Raw genomic sequence first — 19,253 nt, forward strand, 5'->3', positions numbered from 1 at the left:
CATAGTATAAAAGGACAGGAGGGGTTCTTATGGAAAAAAAGCTGTTTGGAAATATCTGTTTTACAAGACTTGTGAAAGCACTGATGCTTTCTTACTTTCTTACGATGCTGATGCTGCTCGGGCTGTCCTTTGGACTGTATAAGTTTGACTTAAGCGAGAAAACAGTCCGGATCGGGATCCTTGCGGTTTACATAATTTCCACATTTGCCGGTGGATTTGCCATGGGAAAAATGGGGAAGACAAGGAAATTCCTGAGGGGATTTATGCTTGGAATGTTCTATTTTCTGCTCCTGCTTGCAATTTCAGCAGGGATCTACCGGAGCGTGCAGGGTGGAATACAGATGATGATCGCCTGGATCCTCTGTGGGGCAGGCGGAATGCTCGGTGGTATGGTGTCCTGAAGGGGCGGAGATGTAATTTTTGCGTTGACGGTATCAAGGGATATGGGCGATACTTTTATTTTTTAATCCGGAGGAAGCAGTTGCTTCGGAAGGAGCAGTAATGACTCCGGGCACTTGCATGAATGTAAGGATTGTAAAGAAAAACTGGATTTTGCCCATTTGTTTCACACATTTGTTTCAGATTGGATTTTTGCGTTGACGGTAAGTTGGAAAATGTGTTATACTGTATCACATAATGAGCAAAGAAGGAGGATATTACAATGAAACACATTAAAACATTGAATACACAGACTCTGAACAATACAGTAAAGAAGGGCGGATGCGGAGAATGCCAGACATCCTGTCAGTCAGCATGCAAGACTTCTTGTACAGTAGGAAATCAGACTTGCGAACACAGCAAATAAGAGATATTTGTAAGTGTAGTGAATAAGTATGACAAGCAGGCAGCGGCTTTAAAGCCGCTGTCATTTGACGTATGAGGAAAAATTTGAAAAATAAGGATAGAAAGGGGTACCGGTTGTGATTCATCAGTACCAGAACAATGGATATAATATTGTACTTGATGTCAACAGCGGATGCGTTCATGTAGTGGACGAGCCGGGGTACGAAGTTATTGCATGTCTGAACCGTATGAACGAGAATCAGACAGTGCAGACGCTGAAAGAAGAAAGTACATGGAACCAGCTGAAAGATGAGCTGGAAGGGAAATATTCCGAAGAAGAACTCAGAGATATATTGGATGACGTGACAGAGCTGACTGAGAATGGACAGCTTTTTGTTGTTGATACATATGAACCTTTTATCGGGGAGGTTATCAAGCGTAAGACAGTTGTGAAAGCACTTTGTTTGCATATCGCACACGACTGCAATCTTGCCTGCAAATACTGTTTTGCAGAAGAAGGAGAGTATCACGGAAGAAGAGCGCTTATGACTTATGAAGTTGGTAAGAAAGCCCTGGATTTCCTGATCGCCAATTCCGGAACAAGAAGGAATCTGGAAGTTGATTTCTTTGGCGGGGAGCCGCTGATGAACTGGCAGGTTGTAAAAGACCTGGTGGCATACGGAAGAGAACAGGAGAAGCTTCATGACAAGCATTTCCGTTTTACTGTAACTACGAATGGTGTACTTCTGAATGATGACATCCAGGAGTTTATCAATAAAGAAATGGACAATGTAGTCATCAGTCTTGACGGACGTAAGGAAGTTAATGACAGAATGCGTCCTTTCAGAAACGGAAAAGGAAGCTATGATTTGATCGTTCCGAAGTTCCAGAAGCTTGCAGATTCACGTAATCAGGAACGCTACTATATCCGCGGAACATTTACCAGAAACAATCTGGATTTTTCAGAGGATGTGAAGCACTTTGCAGAGCTTGGCTTCAAGCAGATGTCGATCGAACCGGTTGTCGGGGATGAATCTGATCCGTATGCAATCCGCGAAGAAGATCTTCCACAGATCTTTGATGAGTATGACAAGCTTGCAAGATATATCATCGAGAAAGATAAAAAGGGAGAAGGATTCAATTTCTTCCACTTTATGATCGACCTGGAAGGAGGACCGTGTCTGTACAAACGTCTGTCCGGATGTGGTTCGGGAACCGAATACCTTGCTGTTACGCCATGGGGAGATTTCTATCCGTGTCACCAGTTTGTAGGTGATGAAGATTTCCTGATGGGAAATGTAAACGAAGGGATTACAAGACCGGAGATCGCAGATGAGTTCCGTTGCTGCAACGTATATACAAAAGAAAAATGTAAGAAATGTTTTGCAAGATTCTACTGCAGTGGTGGATGTATGGCAAACGCATACAAGTATGCAGACGGATTAAATGATTCTTATGATCTGGGATGTGAGATGGAACGTAAGCGCGTGGAATGCGCGATTATGATAAAGGCTGCAATGGCAGACGAAAACTAAGAAAGGGACTTGGACATGAAGAAGAGTAAAGGAATAGTAAGCCTTGTTCTGATTGCTGCACTTTTAGGACTTCTTGGATTTACCTGCTGGCAGGGATTTGGTTCCTCCCACACAGGTTCCGCAAGAAATATCAATCTTGGTCTTGACCTTGCCGGTGGTGTCAGCATTACCTATCAGACAAAAGACAAGAATCCTTCAGCAGAAGATATGAAGGATACGATCTACAAGCTGCAGAAGCGTGTAGAGCAGTACAGTACAGAAGCAAGTGTATATCAGGAAGGGGATGACCGGATCAACATCGAGATCCCAGGTGTATCCGATGCCAATAAAGTTCTGGAAGAACTTGGCAAACCAGGATCACTGGTATTTCAGGATGCAGATGGCAATACCGTTCTTGAAGGAACAGATGTTAAAAATGCAGAGGCTCAGACACAGGAGAACTCTACGACTAAGAACAAAGAATATGTCGTAGCTCTGCAGCTTACCAAAGAAGGAACAACCAAATTTGCAGAAGCAACAGCAGCAAATGTAGGAAAACAGATTTCCATTATTTATGATGGACAGACAATCAGTTCACCAAGAGTTAATCAGGCGATCGAAGGCGGAGAAGCCGTTATCACAGGGATGTCAAGCTATGAAGAAGCAGACAATCTTGCAGCTACCATCCGAATCGGTGGACTTTCTCTGGAACTGGAAGAACTTCGCTCTAATGTAGTAGCTGCACAGCTCGGAGAAGAAGCAATCAGCACAAGCTTAATGGCTGGTGCCATCGGACTTGCCATCATCTTCGTATTTATGTGCTTCGTATATCTGCTTCCGGGACTTGCAGCAGGTCTTGCACTTCTGATCTATACAGGACTGATTCTGGTGCTTTTAAATGCATTCAATATCACGCTTACCCTTCCGGGTATTGCAGGTATTATTCTTGGAATCGGTATGGCGGTGGATGCCAACGTTATCATTTTCGCCCGTGTGCGTGAAGAAGTGACAACAGGTATCAGTGTTAAGACTTCCCTGAAGAATGGTTTCCACAAAGCAATGTCTGCGATCGTTGACGGTAACGTAACAACTCTGATCGCTGCAGCTATTCTCTGGTTCAAGGGTTCAGGTTCTGTAAAAGGATTTGCACAGACACTGGCACTTGGTATTGTTGTGTCAATGTTTACGGCACTTGTTATTACCAGGATCATCATTTTCTCTCTGTACGCGATTGGTCTTCGTGATGTGAAATTTTATGCGAAGAAATTCAAAAAAGAAAGAAAAGTTATCGACTTTCTCGGAAAGAAAGCCATTTTCTTTGCAATATCAATTGCTGTGATCGCAGCAGGTTTTGTAACAATGGGAGTCCAGTCGGGAAAAGGTGAAGGTGCGCTGAACTACAGCCTGGAATTCAAGGGCGGTACGGCTACAACCGTAACATTTGATAAAGATTATTCGATCAAAGAGATTGATTCAAAGATCGTTCCGGTTGTAGAAGATGTGACCGGAGATCACAATGTACAGGCACAGAAAGTAAAAGACAGCAATCAGATCATCATCAAGACACAGACGCTGAATCTTGACGAAAGAGAAGCACTTAACAATGCGCTTGCTGATAAATTTGGTGTAGACACATCGACAATTACAGCAGAAAATATCAGTTCTACGGTAAGCTCCGAGATGAGACAGGATGCGATCATTGCAGTTATCATTTCAGCGATCTGTATGCTGATCTATATCTGGTTCCGGTTCAAAGATGTACGTTTCGCATCAAGTGCGGTTCTTGCTCTTTTACACGATTTGTTATTTGTGCTTACATTCTATGCACTTGCAAGAACATCTGTCGGTAATACATTTATCGCATGTATGCTGACAATCCTTGGATATTCTATCAATGCGACGATCGTTATTTTCGACCGTATCCGTGAAGAGCTTCGGGTCATGAAGAGAAACGATGATCTGAAAGCGCTTGTAAACAGAAGTATCACTTATACACTGACAAGAAGTATTTACACAACATTTACTACATTTGTCATGGTAGCGGTTCTTTATATCATGGGTGTAAGCTCTATTAAAGAATTTGCAGCACCTCTTATGGTTGGTATTGCAGGTGGCGGATATTCATCTGTATGTATCACCGGTGCATTATGGTATGTAATGAAAACAAAAATCGGCGGCAAAAAAGCAGCGAAAAAGAAATAACTGACAGAAAATGAGGTGTCGGAGGAGAATCCTCCGGCATCTTTGTATTATCTGACTACCAAAGAAAGGAAAAGAGAAAATGGAGAACTGGGTACTTCTGAGAAAAGGAGCGGATTTTCAGCATATCAGTGAGAAATTCCATATCAGTCCGCGAGTGGCTTCCCTGATAAGAAACCGGGATGTGATCGGGGATGATGCAATCGAGAAATATTTAAACGGTACGATCGCCGATCTGTACGATGGAATGCTGATGAAGGATATGGACAAGGCAGTAGCGGTTCTTGGAGAAAAGATAAAAGAAAATGCAAAAATCAGGATCATCGGAGACTATGATATTGATGGAATCCAGTCGACCTATATTCTTCTGGAGGGATTCCGGATGCTCGGAGCTGATGTGGACAGTGACATTCCGGATCGTATGAAGGACGGGTATGGTCTGAACCGGAACCTGATCGACCGGGCGCTGGAGGCCGACGTGGATACGATCATTACCTGTGATAACGGGATTGCGGCGGCAGAGGAGATCGCCTATGCAAAAAGTATGGGAATGACGATTGTGGTGACGGATCATCATGAGGTCCCGTATACGGAAATTGGCGCGGGACGAAGATATATTCTGCCGGAGGCAGATGCGGTTGTGGATCCGAAGCAGGAGGACTGTACTTATCCGTTCAAAGGGCTGTGCGGGGCTGCGGTTGCTTACAAGCTGGTGGAGGCTCTGATGGAAGCCATGGGAAAAGATGCGGAAGATGCAGATTATCTGATGGAAAATGTGGCAATCGCAACGATCGGTGATGTTATGGATCTGGTGGACGAAAACCGTATTTTCGTTAAACAGGGACTGGATATGCTGAAACGGACGGAGAATCTGGGACTGAAGGCGCTGATGGGATGTACTGGTGTGAATGTAGATAAGCTGTCTCCGTATCACATTGGATTTGTGATCGGTCCGTGTATGAATGCCAGTGGAAGACTGGATACAGCAAAGCGTGCCCTGGAGCTTCTGGAGGCAAAGAAAGTGGCGGAGGCGGATCTGCTGGCAGGTGATCTGAAAGCACTCAATGACAGCCGGAAGGATATGACGGCGCAGGCGGTAGAAGAGGCGTTTATCCAGGTGGAGAACAGTGAACTTAAGGATGCAGACGTGCTGGTGGTCTACCTGCCGGAATGTCATGAAAGCCTTGCCGGGATCGTGGCAGGAAGGATCCGGGAAAAATATTACCGTCCGGTCTTTGTGCTGACGAAGGGTGCGGAAGGTTTAAAGGGCTCAGGAAGATCGATCGAGACCTGGCACATGTACGAAGGACTGAACCGGGTAAAGCATCTGTTGTCAAAATTTGGCGGGCATAAGATGGCGGCAGGTCTCTCCATGCCGGAGGAGAATCTGGAACAGTTCCGTAAGGAGATTAACGAAAAATCCGGGATCACACCAGAGGATCTGAATGAAAAGATTGCCATAGATATGCAGCTCCCGTTTGAATGTGTCAATGAAAAATTTATCGGAGAGCTTGCGGCTCTGGAACCATTTGGCAAAGGAAATGCACGTCCGGTCTTTGCAGAAAGACAGGTACAGGTGGAAAGTGCGAGAATCCTTGGTAAGAATAAAAATGTGCTGAAGTTGCAGGTGAAGGATCTTCACGGTACAAGGATGGATGCCATGTATTTTGGAGATGTGAATACCTTTGTGGAATATGTGCGTGAAAAATTTGGAGATATTGCCTGTGAGTGTCTGCTGCGCGGACATGGGCATGGAATTGTTATGGCATTTACCTATTATCCTGATATCAATGAGTATCGGGGAGTCCGTACGCCACAGATTGTGATCCAAAATTATAAATAATTTGAAAAACAGCAATTTTATGCTATACTAATAGATATTGTATATATTTGTAGGTAAGGTGGAGAAGAAAGATGAAAAAACTTGAAGAATATGTTGTCAGCATTCCGGATTATCCGGAAAAAGGAATTATTTTCAGAGATGTAACCAGCATCCTTGAAGATCCGGAAGGGCTTCAGCTTTCTATTCGGGAATTGCAGGATAAGCTTGAAGGCATGGATTTCAACATCGTGATCGGACCGGAGTCCAGAGGATTTATTTTTGGAATGCCGATTGCATATAATCTGCAAAAAGCATTTGTGCCGATCCGTAAAAAAGGAAAGCTTCCTTGCGAGACAGCATCGATCAAGTATGATCTGGAATATGGAAGTGCAGAGATCGAGATCCACAAGCGTTCGATCAAACCGGGAGACAAGGTTGTGATTGTAGATGACCTGATGGCAACAGGCGGTACGGCAGAAGCAATGATCAAACTGATCGAAGGACTTGGCGGTGAGGTTGTAGAAGTTCTCTGCCTGATCGAACTGATGGGATTAAAAGGACGGGAAAAACTGAAAGGATACAAAGTAGATTCCGTAATCCAGTATCCGGGAAACTAATGAGAAAGAAGGGAAGGCTATGGCAGACGATATCGGAATCCAGCAGGAGATGCTGATCGAACCAACACATAAAAAACTGGAGATCGTAGATGGTCATGCGGTAAAGGATGTGGAAGATTATCAGAATCCGGAACTGCTCTATAAAAGTCTGATCGAGCGAGTCAGAAAGTACCATCCTTCGGCGGACGTCTCTATGATCGAAAAAGCATATCATATTGCAAGAGATGCGCATAAAGGGCAGACACGGAAATCCGGAGAAGAGTATATTATCCATCCTCTGTGGGTAGGAATAATTCTGGCACAACTGGAGATGGACAAAGAGACGATCGTTGCCGGCATCCTTCATGATGTGGTAGAAGACACGGTGATGACGGACGAAGAAATCCGTCAGGAATTCGGAGATGAGGTGGCTCTTCTGGTAGACGGTGTCACAAAGCTGGGACAGCTTTCCTATTCAGCGGATAAGCTGGAGGTCCAGGCTGAGAATCTTCGTAAGATGTTCCTTGCGATGGCAAAAGATATCCGTGTTATCATCATCAAGCTTGCCGACCGTCTGCACAATATGCGTACCCTGCAGTATATGCGACCGGAGAAACAGTTGGAAAAAGCAAAAGAAACCATGGATATCTATGCTCCGATCGCACAACGGCTTGGTATTTCCAAGATCAAGACAGAGCTTGATGACCTGGCACTCAAATATTCCCAGCCGGAGGTTTTTAACGATCTGGTAAAGCAGATCAATGCAAGAAAAACGGAAAGGGAAGAATTTGTCCAGCAGATCGTGGATGAGGTTTCCACGCATATGAAGAATGCGAACATTGATGCAGAAGTGAACGGACGTGTGAAGCATTTCTTCAGCATTTATAAGAAGATGGTGAACCAGGATAAGACGGTGGATCAGATCTATGATCTGTTTGCAGTCCGTATTATCGTAGATTCTGTAAAAGACTGTTATGCGGCACTTGGAGTTATCCATGAGATGTATACACCGGTACCGGGACGTTTTAAAGATTATATCGCAATGCCGAAGGCAAATATGTACCAGTCTCTGCATACGACTCTGATGAGTTCGATCGGTCAGCCGTTTGAGATCCAGATCCGTACAAAAGAGATGCATAAAACTGCTGAATACGGTATTGCGGCACACTGGAAATATAAAGAGTCTGAAGATGGAAAGAAGAGCGTTGAAGCGAAGGAAGAAGAGAAACTGAGCTGGCTTCGTCAGATCCTGGAATGGCAGCGAGACATGTCAGACAACCGGGAATTTCTGAATCTTCTGAAAGGAGACCTGGATCTATTTGCAGAGGATGTATACTGCTTTACACCGAACGGAGATGTCAAGAACCTGCCGAACGGTTCTACGCCGGTTGACTTTGCCTATGCGATCCATACTGCGGTCGGCAACAAGATGGTAGGTGCCAGGGTCAATGGCAAGCTGGTCAATATTGATTACAAGATCCAGAACGGGGACCGAATCGAGATCCTGACTTCGCAGAACTCCAAAGGACCGAGCCGTGACTGGCTGAGTATCGTCAAGAGTACCCAGGCGAAGAACAAGATCAACCAGTGGTTTAAGAAAGAATTCAAAGAAGAAAATATTGTACGTGGTAAGGAAATGCTCGCCACGTACTGTAAGGCAAAAGGATTTGTACTCTCGGATCTGATGAAACTGAAATATATGCAGATCGTGCAGGAAAAGTACGGCTTTAAGGACTGGGATTCAATCCTTGCAGCACTTGGACATGGCGGATTGAAGGAAGGGCAGATCGTCAACCGTCTTGCAGAAGAATACAGTAAGGATCACCGAAAAGAACTGACCGACGAAAGTGTTCTGGAAAAGGTTGCGGAAGCGGCAAAGAACAAGGTGCATATCACCAGATCCAAGAGTGGTATCGTGGTCAAGGGAATCGACGATATGGCAGTGCGTTTTTCCAGATGCTGCAATCCGGTGCCGGGAGATGAGATCGTTGGCTTTATCACCCGCGGACGCGGAATGTCGATCCACCGGACGGACTGTGTCAATATCATTCATCTGTCAGAAGCGGAAAGAGCGCGTCTGATCCCGGCAGAATGGGAAAAACCGGAGGAAGGTACAGATACCGGAAGCTATCTGGCTGAGATCAAGATGTATGCAAATGACAGGCAGGGACTTCTGATGGATATGTCTAAGGTGTTCACGGAGATGAATATTGATGTGAAGTCTATGAATGTAAGAACCAGCAAACAGGGAACAGCAACAATCGAAGCCGGATTTATTGTCCGGGGAAGAGAGGAGCTTGGAAAAGTGATCGGAAAGCTCCGGCAGATCGTCGGCGTGCTGGATATAGAACGAGCAGTGGGGTAAAAAGAAATGAAAATCGAAAAATTTGTAACAGGAATTATCAGTACCAATTGTTACATTGTTACTAATGAAGAAACAAAAGAGACCGTGATCGTTGATCCGGCAAACCTGTCAAAAGCGATGATCGGTTATATCGAAGAGGAAGAGCTTGTAATTAAGGCAATTCTTCTGACTCATGCGCATTTTGATCATATCATGGGAATCGATAAAGTGATCGACCGGTATGGAGAAATGCCGGTTTACGTAGAAGAATCCGATCTGGAGCTTCTTCACACACCGTCTATGAATGAGTCAACGGTATATACAAATGGCTATAGCTACCCGGGTGGAGACGTGATCCATGATGGAGATGTGCTTCATCTGATCGGAGAAGATTTCCGGGTGATCCATACACCGGGACATACCCAGGGCGGCGTATGCTACTATGTAGAAAAAGAGGGAGTACTTTTCAGTGGAGATACATTGTTCTGTTGTTCAGTCGGAAGAAGTGATTTTGCAACCAGCAGCACTTCTGCACTGATTCGTTCGATCAAGGAAAAGCTGTTCCTGCTTCCGGATGAAACAAAGGTATTCCCGGGACACATGGGCGCAACAACGATTGGTAACGAAAAAGTGAACAACCCGTATGTATAGAGGAGCAGAGAAATGATTCGGATCAGCTGTAAGAATGAACGTTTCACTTACGACATGTATCATATCGTAAAGTCATTTCTTCCTGATGCCGAGATCAGCCAGAAGGTAGATCCAGAACAGGAACTTCTGATCGAGATGACCGCAGAAGAGGAACCGGATCTGGGAGAGCAGGCATGTGATAAAAAGGTCCGGTGGACCTTTTTTCATTGCAGGGAGGCTGAAATCGCAGACATCAGCGAAAAAAGAGAACAAAAGCGTTATATCAATAAAAAATTATATCAGACCCTGGTCAAAAAGACCGGAGAAGAACATGCATGGGGGAATATGACAGGTGTCCGCCCCACAAAGATGATCATGGAAAGACTGGAAGAAGGTTCTTCTGAGAAAGAAATCATCCGGTATATGCATGATACCTATGTGGTAAGCGAGAAAAAAGCAATGCTTGGTATCGAGATTGCAAAGCGGGAAAAAGCCCAGCTTGACAAGCTGGATTATGAAAATGGATACAGTCTTTATATCGGAATTCCGTTCTGCCCGACAACCTGCAGTTACTGCTCCTTTACTTCTTATCCGGTTGCAAAATGGCAGGACCGGATGGATGAATATGTAGATGCACTTTTAAAAGAGCTTGCATTCATTGCAGAGGTTTCAAAAGAAAAGCATCTTAATGCGATTTATATGGGAGGCGGTACGCCGACAACCCTGAGTGCACAGCAGATGGACCGGGTTTTGAGTTTCCTGGAAGAACATTTTTCCTTTGAACATCTGAAAGAATATACGATCGAAGCCGGAAGACCGGACAGTATTACTGAGGACAAGCTGCGAGTGATTCGAAAGCATGGAGTTGGCAGAATTTCCATCAATCCACAGACCATGCAGCAGAAGACACTGGATGTGATCGGAAGACGTCACACAGTGGAAGATGTAGTCCGCATTTTCCATCTGGCAAGAGAACTGGGATTCGACAATATCAATATGGATCTGATCGCAGGTCTTCCGGGAGAACATCCGGAGGAAATGGAAGATACTCTTCGTCAGATCAAAGAGCTTGCACCGGATAGTTTGACGGTCCATGCACTTGCAATGAAACATGGTTCGAGACTGACACGCGAACGGGCTGCAAGCACAGAAAAACAAAATTACAAACAGATGGCAAGAGAGCTGGAAGAGATGATCGATATGGCACGTAAGGCGGCCGGTGAGATGGGACTTTATCCGTATTATCTCTACAGACAGAAGAATATTGCAGGAAATTTTGAAAATGTAGGTTACGCAAAGGTTGACAAAGCGGGAATTTACAATATACTGATTATGGAGGAAAAGCAGTCCATCGTTGCTGCCGGTGCAGGCGCATCGACTAAGGTGGTGCTTCCGTATGAGATTCCGGCGCCCGGAAGTAAAAACGGGCGGATGACGAATCTGATAAGAATAGAAAATGTCAGAGATGTGGGAGAATATATTTCCCGTATCGATGAGATGATAGAGCGAAAAGGAGAATGGTTATGGCATTAAAGAAAAAACCGGTTACCGGCATGAAAGACATGCTCCCGAAAGAAATGGAAATCAGAGATTATGTGATCCAGATGATCAAGGATACCTATAAGACATTTGGATTTACTTCCATAGAGACACCGTGTGTGGAACACATTGAGAACCTGTGCAGCAAACAGGGTGGCGACAATGAAAAACTGATCTTCAAGATTCTGAAGAGAGGGGAAAAACTGAAAATTGCTGAGGCAAAAGAAGAGATCGATCTGGTAGACGGAGGACTTCGTTATGACCTGACAGTTCCGCTTGCAAGATACTATGCAAATCATGCAAATGAACTGCCGTCACCGTTTAAGGCACTTCAGATTGGCAATGTATGGAGAGCAGACCGTCCACAGAGAGGACGTTTCCGTCAGTTCATGCAGTGCGATATCGATATTTTGGGTGAGCCGGGTAATCTTGCAGAGATCGAACTGATCCTTGCAACTACGACCATGCTTGGAAAGATGGATTTCCACAATTTTACGGTATGTATCAATGACCGTAATATCTTAAAGGCGATGGCTGCATTCAGTGGATTTAAGGAAGAAGATTTCGACGAAGTATTTATCATCCTTGATAAGATGGATAAGATCGGCAAAGAAGGCGTAGGCGAAGAACTGGTTGAGATGGGTTATACAAAAGAAAATGTAGATACTTATCTCGGACTCTTTGATGAGATTAACCCGGATGTTGATGGAATCCGTTTCTGCAAAGAAAAGCTGGCAGGATTCCTTGATGAGAAGACAGCTGACAGCATGGAAATGATCATTTCCAGCGTAGAAAGTGCAAAAGAGGCAGATTTCAAAGTAAAATTTGATCCGACGCTGGTACGTGGACAATCTTACTATACAGGAACCATTTTTGAAGTAACGATGGATGAATTTGGCGGCTCTGTTGCAGGTGGCGGACGTTACGATAAGATGATCGGTAAATTCACAGGGCAGGACACACCGGCATGTGGATTCTCAATCGGATTTGAGCGTATTGTCATGCTGCTTCTGGAAAATGGATATGAGATTCCTTCCAAGCGCCAGAAAAAAGCATATCTTCTTGAAAAGAATATGCACAAGGAAGGCATCCTCAAAGTACTTGAGATGGCAAAAGCTGACCGCGCAGCCGGGAAACAGGTTCTGGTGGTCAATATGAAGAAGAACAAGAAATTCCAGAAGGATCAGCTGATCGCAGAAGGATATGAAGATATCACAGACTGCTACAAAGATTCCGTTATGGATTTATAAGGAAAGAGAAACGCAGGAGGATAAATTAGAATGGCAGAGTCAATGACAGGACTGAAAAGAACACATCGGTGTGCAGAGCTTTCAGAGGCAAACATCGGTGAAAAAGTAACCATCATGGGATGGGTACAGAAGAACAGAAATAAAGGTGGACTGGTTTTTGTAGATGTACGTGACCGTTCCGGACTGATCCAGGTTGTTTTTGAAGAGGGAAGTACAGATAAAGCGCTTCTTGAGAAGGCAGCAAAGCTTAGAAGTGAGTTTGTTGTAGCAATCGTGGGAACTGTTGAAAAACGTTCCGGTGCAGTTAATGAAAATCTTGCAACAGGTGCGATTGAGATCAAACCGGAAGAACTCAGAATTTTATCTGAATCTGAGACACCTCCGTTCCCGATCGAAGAGAATTCCAAGACAAAAGAGGAAGTACGTCTGAAATACCGTTTCCTTGATCTTAGAAGACCGGACATCCAGAGAAACCTGATGATGAGAAGCCGTGTGGCTACCCTCGCACGTCAGTTCATGGCAAAAGAAGGATTCCTTGAGATCGAGACACCGTTCCTGATCAAGAGTACACCGGAAGGTGCAAGAGATTACCTGGTACCGAGCCGTATTCATCCGGGAAGCTTCTATGCACTTCCGCAGTCACCGCAGATCTTCAAACAGCTGCTGATGTGCTCCGGATATGACCGCTATTTCCAGATCGTAAAATGTTTCCGTGATGAAGACCTTCGTGCAGACCGTCAGCCGGAATTTACACAGATGGATATGGAACTTTCTTTTGTAGATGTTGATGATGTCATTGATATCAATGAGAGACTGCTTGCACATCTGTTCAAAGATGTACTGGATATCGATGTACAGCTCCCGATTCAGAGAATGACCTGGCAGGAAGCAATGGACAGATTCGGTTCTGATAAACCGGATATCCGTTTCGGCATGGAGCTGGTTAATGTGACAGAGACTGTCAAAGACAGCGAATTTGTTGTATTTAAGAATGCGATTGAAGCAGGCGGAACTGTCCGTGGTATCAACGCAAAAGGCCAGGGTGGCATGGCCAGAAAGAAGATCGACAAGCTGGTTGATTTTGCAAAAGGTTATGGAGCAAAGGGACTTGCTTATATTGCAATCCATGAAGACGGAACTGTCAAATCTTCTTTCTCAAAATTCATGACGGAAGAAGAGACAGCAGCGCTGATTAAAGCGATGGCTGGAGAGAATGGAGACCTTCTTCTCTTTGCGGCAGATAAGAATAAAGTTGTATGGGATGTTCTTGGTGCACTCAGACTGGAACTGGCACGCCAGATGGAACTCCTTGATAAGAATGAATACAAATTCCTGTGGATCACAGAATTCCCGCTTCTTGAGTGGAGTGATGAACAGAACCGTTTCACAGCAATGCATCATCCGTTTACCATGCCGATGGAAGAAGACCTTCAGTACATCGACAGTGATCCGGGAAGAGTCCGTGCAAAAGCATATGACATCGTTCTGAATGGTAACGAGATCGGAGGCGGAAGTGTCCGTATCTTCAACCAGGAGATCCAGAGTAAAATGTTTGAAGTACTTGGATTCACACCGGAACAGGCACAGGAGCAGTTCGGATTCCTTCTGAATGCATTTAAATACGGTGTGCCGCCACACGCAGGACTTGCTTACGGTCTTGACCGTCTGGTTATGCTGATGGCAAAACAGGACAGCATCCGTGACGTGATCGCGTTCCCGAAGGTAAAAGATGCATCTGACCTGATGACAGAAGCACCGGAGAGAGTCGATCCGAAGCAGCTGGAAGAGCTTGGACTGGAGCTGGAAGAGCAGACAGCGGACGCTGAATAAATTTTATAATTCAATTTTTAAAAATGAACATTTTTTCACATAAAACAGAATTGGCTGTCAAAGTGAAGAAATGTTCATTTCTTTTTTTATAGCGAAATTCTATAATAACGGTAGTTGAAATAAAAGGAGGATGGGATATATGGCACATAAAATTTTAGAAGAAGCGCAGGAAATGAATGATCTACTTATAAAATGGAGAAGAGATCTTCATCAAATTCCTGAGACGGATCTGGAGCTTCCAAAGACTGTGGAATATATCGGTAAACGTCTGGATGAGATGAATGTAGAATACAAGGTATTTCCTGAGGTTTCAGTGATTATCGCTCAGATTGGAAAAGGGGATAAATGTTTTCTTCTGAGAAGTGATATGGATGCGCTTCCGGTAGAAGAGGAAACGGGACTTGAATTTGCATCAAAGAATGGCTGTATGCATGGATGCGGACATGATCTGCACGCTACGATCCTTCTTGGAGCGGCAAAAATTTTAAAGGCGCATGAAGAAGAACTGCCGGGCGTGGTCAAATTATTGTTCCAGCCAGGTGAGGAGACCTTCCGCGGAGCGAAAGCAGCAGTGGAAGCAGGAGTCCTGGAGAATCCGCATGTAGATGCTGCCTTTGCAGCGCATGTATTTGCGGCAATTCCATGTGGAACGATTGGATATGGTGTGGAAGCCATGGCATCTGTATATGGCTTTAAAATCACCCTTACAGGACGGGGCGGACATGGTTCTGCACCGGAGGGCTGTATTGACCCGATCAACGCTGGTGTAGAAGTTTATCATGCTCTTCAGGCACTGATCGCCAGGGAATGTCCACCATCAGCAGAGGCAGCACTTACGATTGGACAGTTTACAGCTGGTAATGCAGCAAATGTAATTCCGGAGCGTTGCGTGCTTCAGGGAACACTAAGGACATTTAATGAAAAAGTAAGGACGATGCTGATTCGGAGAATCAATGAAATTGTTCCGGCTGTTGCAGCAGCTTATCGTACTACATGTGAAATCGAAGAACTCAGCAATGTTCCGAGTGTAACTTGCAATGAAGAACTGAATGCAGAGTATATTAAAAGTGTTGAGTCTCTTGAGAATCCGGGAACAACGATTAACGGTGGATTTCATGTCATGGGATCCGAAGACTTTGCCGTGATTTCGGCAAAAATACCGGCAAGTTATTTTGTAGTCGGAGCCGGAGTGGAAGATCAGAGTAAATGGAAAGGACAGCATAATCCAAAGATTCTGTTTAATGAAAAAGCATTACCGCTTGGCGCAGCCATGTATGCGAAGATTGCAATGGACTGGCTGGCAAAATAGAAGAGTAGATCTATAAGGTTAGAATAAATAAAAAGAAGGGATCAGGCTTTTACAAAAAAAGTGAAAGCGGATCCCTTTTCGTGTATCTGGCACAACTCTGACAAATGGGGCCTTTTGATTTAATTAAAAGTTTAATCAGAAATTTACATGAATGAAAAAAGAGACTTATGAAAATCATAAGTCTCACAAAGAGCGACAGACGGGACTCGAACCCGCGACCTCCACCTTGGCAAGGTGGCGTACTACCAACTGTACTACTATCGCATCTATTAAATTGTGTTCATCAGAACAATATCTACTATACCGTACAAAGAAGGAATTGTCAACGAAAAAATGAAGAAATTCTGTTCTACTTTTTGCGGAGATTCAATAAGTTTTCTGTTAATCAGACAAAAAATGATTTTAACAGAATAATAGGCGAAGAAAAGTAGAAAAGTCCGACATATAAAATTGAAAATATACTTGACCAATTGATAGATATATTGTATAGTATTTATTGTTCTGATGAACAACAAATAATGAATGCGATAGTAGTACAGTTGGTAGTACGCCACCTTGCCAAGGTGGAGGTCGCGGGTTCGAGTCCCGTCTGTCGCTCTTGAATTAAGAACTACATGTTGCGTGTGGTTCTTTTTTTGTGCATACAATGAGCCAAATACAGATTTTCACATCCATGCAGATTTGTGCTTGCACAAGGATCTGCATGGATGTGAAAATCTGTATTTGGCGAATGTACATCATCGAGCTGCTAAGCGAGATGGTGTATGTTCGCCGGGGGTTCGTGTTCACACGAAACCCTGGCTCATTACTAACTATAAATATCCCCTGGTACCCATGCAGATTTGTGCTTGCACAAGGATCTGCATGGGTGTAAAAATCTGTATTTGGCGAATGTACATCATCGAGCTGCTAAGCGAGATGGTGTACGTTCGCCGGGGGTTCGTGTTCACACGAAACCCTGGCTCATTACTAACGTAAAAAAGACTGGCATCGAGCCAGTCTTTCATCATAACTATTCTTTTTTTTATTTCAGGAAGAACCAGTATCCTGCAAATGCAGCAGCTGCGATGATCAGGAAGATAAGGATTACAACAAGCACAACAGGAAAATGTCTCTCATCATCGTCATCTTCTTCGTCTAACATATTCTGATAGTTCTCACGCATCTCCTGTTCACGTTTTTCACGGACATGCTTTGGTGGGATATTAGAATAGGTCTGTTCTTTTTCTCCCTCTGGAGTGGAAAGATCAGGTGCAGTAATTTTAAGTTCATCCTCTTCATCAGAAATGATACGTGTGCTGGAATTGTCAATTGCATGTACCGGTTTGGCTTCTTCCGGACGTTTCTTTTTCGGACGTGGACGAACTTTTTCCCGGCTTTCTTCCTGACCTTCTGCATATTTGAGAAGTGGACGGTCTGAAGTAGCAGGGCGTTTCTTTGGATGCGGTCTGGATGGCTGTTCTTCGGAAGAACCTTCTGTCTTCGGACGAGGTTTTCTTACCGGTCTTTCGCCTTCGGCAGCCGGGTTCGGATGTTTTTTCTTCGGATGAGCCGGTACTTCTGGATTAGCAGAAGAAGCGGTCCGCTTTTCGGCGTTTTCCGGAGATACCGGACGTTTTTTCTTTTTCTTTGGCTGGGCAGGACGTTCGGCAGAAGCTTTTTCTCCTTCGGCAGCCGGGCGCTTTTTGTGTGGCTTTTCTGCAGCCTTACCGGCTTCAACTGTTTTTTCAACCAATGCTTCTTTTGCAAGCTTTTTTTTCTTTTCACGCTGTTTATCTAAATTCCACTGCTTTTTACAGTCGCGGCAGATTGCGAATTCATTGTAGATTGCTTCACCGGCTTCATTTTCGCCTATTTTTTTGTTCTTGATCTCAAGATCCTTTTTACAAATCGGGCACTGCATGATTTATCTCTCCTCCTTGGTTTTTTAATATGTATCTACTCCCTTATTAAATGATGTAAATGTTAAAAATTATGTTTAACATTTACATCCTTAAATACATAGAATCATACATTTATAATGTTATCACGTCCCCAAAAGATGTCAAGAAAGTTCTTTGAATATTTACAAAAAAGTGCTAGAATAAAATGGATTTACTATAGATTAGGAGGACGCGAAGATATGACAGATACAAAGACGATCAAAGTAGGATTACTTGGACTTGGAACAGTCGGAACAGGTGTTTATAAATTGATTGGACGCCGCAGTGAAGAGATGCAGCAGAAGACCGGCGCCGCTCTTGAAATAAAGAAAATCCTGGTACACAACATGAAAAAAGTAAGACAGGGTGTAGATCAGAATCTGCTGACAGATCAGTGGAAAGAGATTATAGAAGATGATGAAATCCAAATCGTGATCGAGGTGATGGGCGGAATTGAGCCAGCGAAAACGATGATCACAGAAGCACTGAAAGCAGGGAAAAATGTAGTAAGTGCAAATAAGGATCTGATCGCAGAATATGGAAAGGAACTCTATGACGCTGCGAAAGAAGGTAGCGCTGATTTCCTGTTTGAAGCAGCGGTAGCAGGAGGGATTCCGATCATCCGTCCGCTTAAGCAGTGTCTGGAAGGCAACCAGATCGATGAGATCATGGGAATTGTCAACGGTACGACTAACTATATCCTGACAAAGATGTTTGAAGATGGAATGGATTTCACAGAAGCACTCGCAAAGGCGACAGAGCTTGGCTATGCAGAAGCGGATCCGACGGCGGATGTGGAAGGCCTGGACGCAGGACGTAAGGTGGCAATCATGGCTACGTCAGCATTCCATTCACAGGTGAAATTTTCGGATGTCTATACGGAGGGAATCACAAAGATCACAGCAGCAGATGTAAATTACGCAAAAGAGATGGGAAATGTGATCAAACTGATCGGTATTGCGAGAAATACATCTAATGGAATTGAAGCAGGTGTTTATCCGATGATGATCGATAAGAAACATCCGCTCGCTACCGTAAGAGATTCCTTTAATGCTGTTTTTGTACACGGAGATGCAGTTGGGGATACCATGTTCTATGGAAGAGGAGCAGGAGAACTGCCGACCGCAAGTGCAGTTGTCGGAGATGTGATGGATGTTACAAGAAATATTGTATGGAACTGTACCGGAAGAATCGGATGGAGCGCATACAAAGAGCTTCCGATCAAGGAATTTGCGGACGTCAAGAATCGTTTCTTTATCCGTATGCAGGTGAGTAATGAACCGGGAGTACTGGCAGCAATCGCGAAAGTATTCGGAGATCATAAGGTAAGTATCGAACGTGTGATCCAGGAACAGGCAAAAGCGGCAAAGGCAGAACTTGTCATCGGGACATCCGCAGTCAAGGAATACCATCTTCAGGATGCACTGGAGGAATTAAAAGAAATGCCGATCGTAAGTGAGATCAGCAGCATTATCAGAGAATATTAAAAGGCACAGCATTGGAAAAAGGAGTAAT

Annotated in this window: 14 protein-coding genes and 2 tRNA genes; 14 read left to right on the plus strand and 2 right to left on the minus strand. The window is 44.2% G+C overall.

What is annotated here, in order from left to right; translation table 11 throughout:
• Window positions 1–29 precede the first annotated feature (29 nt).
• The 12 genes from PGY05_RS13515 (at window position 30) to PGY05_RS13570 (ending at window position 15,816) form a co-directional block, all read left to right on the plus strand.
• Window positions 30–401, plus strand: a complete 372-nt coding sequence (locus PGY05_RS13515) for a TIGR04086 family membrane protein (RefSeq protein ID WP_270205701.1) — start codon at window positions 30–32, stop codon at window positions 399–401.
• A 260-nt stretch (window positions 402–661) separates the two neighbouring features.
• Complete coding sequence (gene scfA / locus PGY05_RS13520; RefSeq protein ID WP_008369659.1) at window positions 662–805, plus strand: six-cysteine ranthipeptide SCIFF; 144 nt, start codon at window positions 662–664, stop codon at window positions 803–805.
• A gap of 115 nt (window positions 806–920) precedes the next feature.
• The gene (gene scfB, locus PGY05_RS13525; protein ID WP_117558972.1) at window positions 921–2,318 is read left to right on the plus strand and encodes a thioether cross-link-forming SCIFF peptide maturase; all 1,398 of its coding nucleotides are present in this window, start codon (window positions 921–923) and stop codon (window positions 2,316–2,318) included.
• 15 nt (window positions 2,319–2,333) lie between these two features.
• A complete protein-coding gene (gene secD, locus PGY05_RS13530; protein WP_270476131.1) occupies window positions 2,334–4,499 on the plus strand; it encodes a protein translocase subunit SecD in 2,166 nt (721 codons plus the stop codon).
• Window positions 4,500–4,578: 79 nt separating this feature from the next.
• Window positions 4,579–6,339, plus strand: a complete 1,761-nt coding sequence (recJ, locus tag PGY05_RS13535) for a single-stranded-DNA-specific exonuclease RecJ (RefSeq protein WP_270476132.1) — start codon at window positions 4,579–4,581, stop codon at window positions 6,337–6,339.
• A 71-nt stretch (window positions 6,340–6,410) separates the two neighbouring features.
• Entirely contained in the window at window positions 6,411–6,935 is a 525-nt protein-coding gene (locus PGY05_RS13540; protein WP_022221132.1) for an adenine phosphoribosyltransferase, read from the plus strand.
• 19 nt (window positions 6,936–6,954) lie between these two features.
• Entirely contained in the window at window positions 6,955–9,279 is a 2,325-nt protein-coding gene (locus tag PGY05_RS13545; RefSeq protein WP_173685102.1) for a RelA/SpoT family protein, read from the plus strand.
• A gap of 6 nt (window positions 9,280–9,285) precedes the next feature.
• Window positions 9,286–9,909 (plus strand): MBL fold metallo-hydrolase, encoded by a 624-nt coding sequence (locus tag PGY05_RS13550; protein WP_008369645.1) that lies wholly within the window; start codon window positions 9,286–9,288, stop codon window positions 9,907–9,909.
• Window positions 9,910–9,921: 12 nt separating this feature from the next.
• Window positions 9,922–11,421: a coproporphyrinogen dehydrogenase HemZ gene (gene hemZ / locus PGY05_RS13555; RefSeq protein ID WP_195368015.1), complete on the plus strand. Its 1,500-nt coding sequence runs from the start codon at window positions 9,922–9,924 to the stop codon at window positions 11,419–11,421.
• On the plus strand, window positions 11,406–12,677 hold the full coding sequence (hisS, locus tag PGY05_RS13560; protein WP_055156792.1) for a histidine--tRNA ligase: 1,272 nt from the start codon (window positions 11,406–11,408) through the stop codon (window positions 12,675–12,677). Before hemZ ends, hisS begins: the two co-directional genes overlap by 16 nt.
• Before the next feature lie 30 nt (window positions 12,678–12,707).
• Window positions 12,708–14,507 (plus strand): aspartate--tRNA ligase, encoded by a 1,800-nt coding sequence (gene aspS, locus PGY05_RS13565; RefSeq protein ID WP_270476133.1) that lies wholly within the window; start codon window positions 12,708–12,710, stop codon window positions 14,505–14,507.
• A gap of 139 nt (window positions 14,508–14,646) precedes the next feature.
• The gene (locus tag PGY05_RS13570; protein ID WP_270476134.1) at window positions 14,647–15,816 is read left to right on the plus strand and encodes a M20 metallopeptidase family protein; all 1,170 of its coding nucleotides are present in this window, start codon (window positions 14,647–14,649) and stop codon (window positions 15,814–15,816) included.
• Window positions 15,817–16,007: 191 nt separating this feature from the next.
• On the opposite strand, the gene PGY05_RS13575 is transcribed toward PGY05_RS13570, so the two are convergent.
• Window positions 16,008–16,080: transfer RNA gene (locus PGY05_RS13575), tRNA-Gly, on the minus strand.
• Between the two features lie 260 nt (window positions 16,081–16,340).
• Between PGY05_RS13575 and PGY05_RS13580 the strand changes: the two genes are divergently transcribed.
• Window positions 16,341–16,413: transfer RNA gene (locus PGY05_RS13580), tRNA-Gly, on the plus strand.
• A gap of 427 nt (window positions 16,414–16,840) precedes the next feature.
• Here the strand turns inward: PGY05_RS13580 and PGY05_RS13585 are convergent.
• Window positions 16,841–17,719 carry a hypothetical protein gene (locus tag PGY05_RS13585; protein ID WP_270476136.1) on the minus strand — a complete coding sequence of 293 codons (879 nt, stop codon included), beginning with the start codon at window positions 17,717–17,719 and terminating at the stop codon, window positions 16,841–16,843.
• 219 nt (window positions 17,720–17,938) lie between these two features.
• On the opposite strand from PGY05_RS13585, the gene PGY05_RS13590 reads away from it, so the two are divergent.
• A complete protein-coding gene (locus tag PGY05_RS13590) occupies window positions 17,939–19,225 on the plus strand; it encodes a homoserine dehydrogenase (RefSeq protein ID WP_022221139.1) in 1,287 nt (428 codons plus the stop codon).
• The last annotated feature ends 28 nt before the right edge of the window (window positions 19,226–19,253 follow it).

The sequence above is a fragment of the Coprococcus sp. AF51-11b1 genome (assembly GCF_027682785.1).
Taxonomy (GTDB): Bacteria; Bacillota; Clostridia; order Lachnospirales; family Lachnospiraceae; genus Allocoprococcus; species Allocoprococcus comes.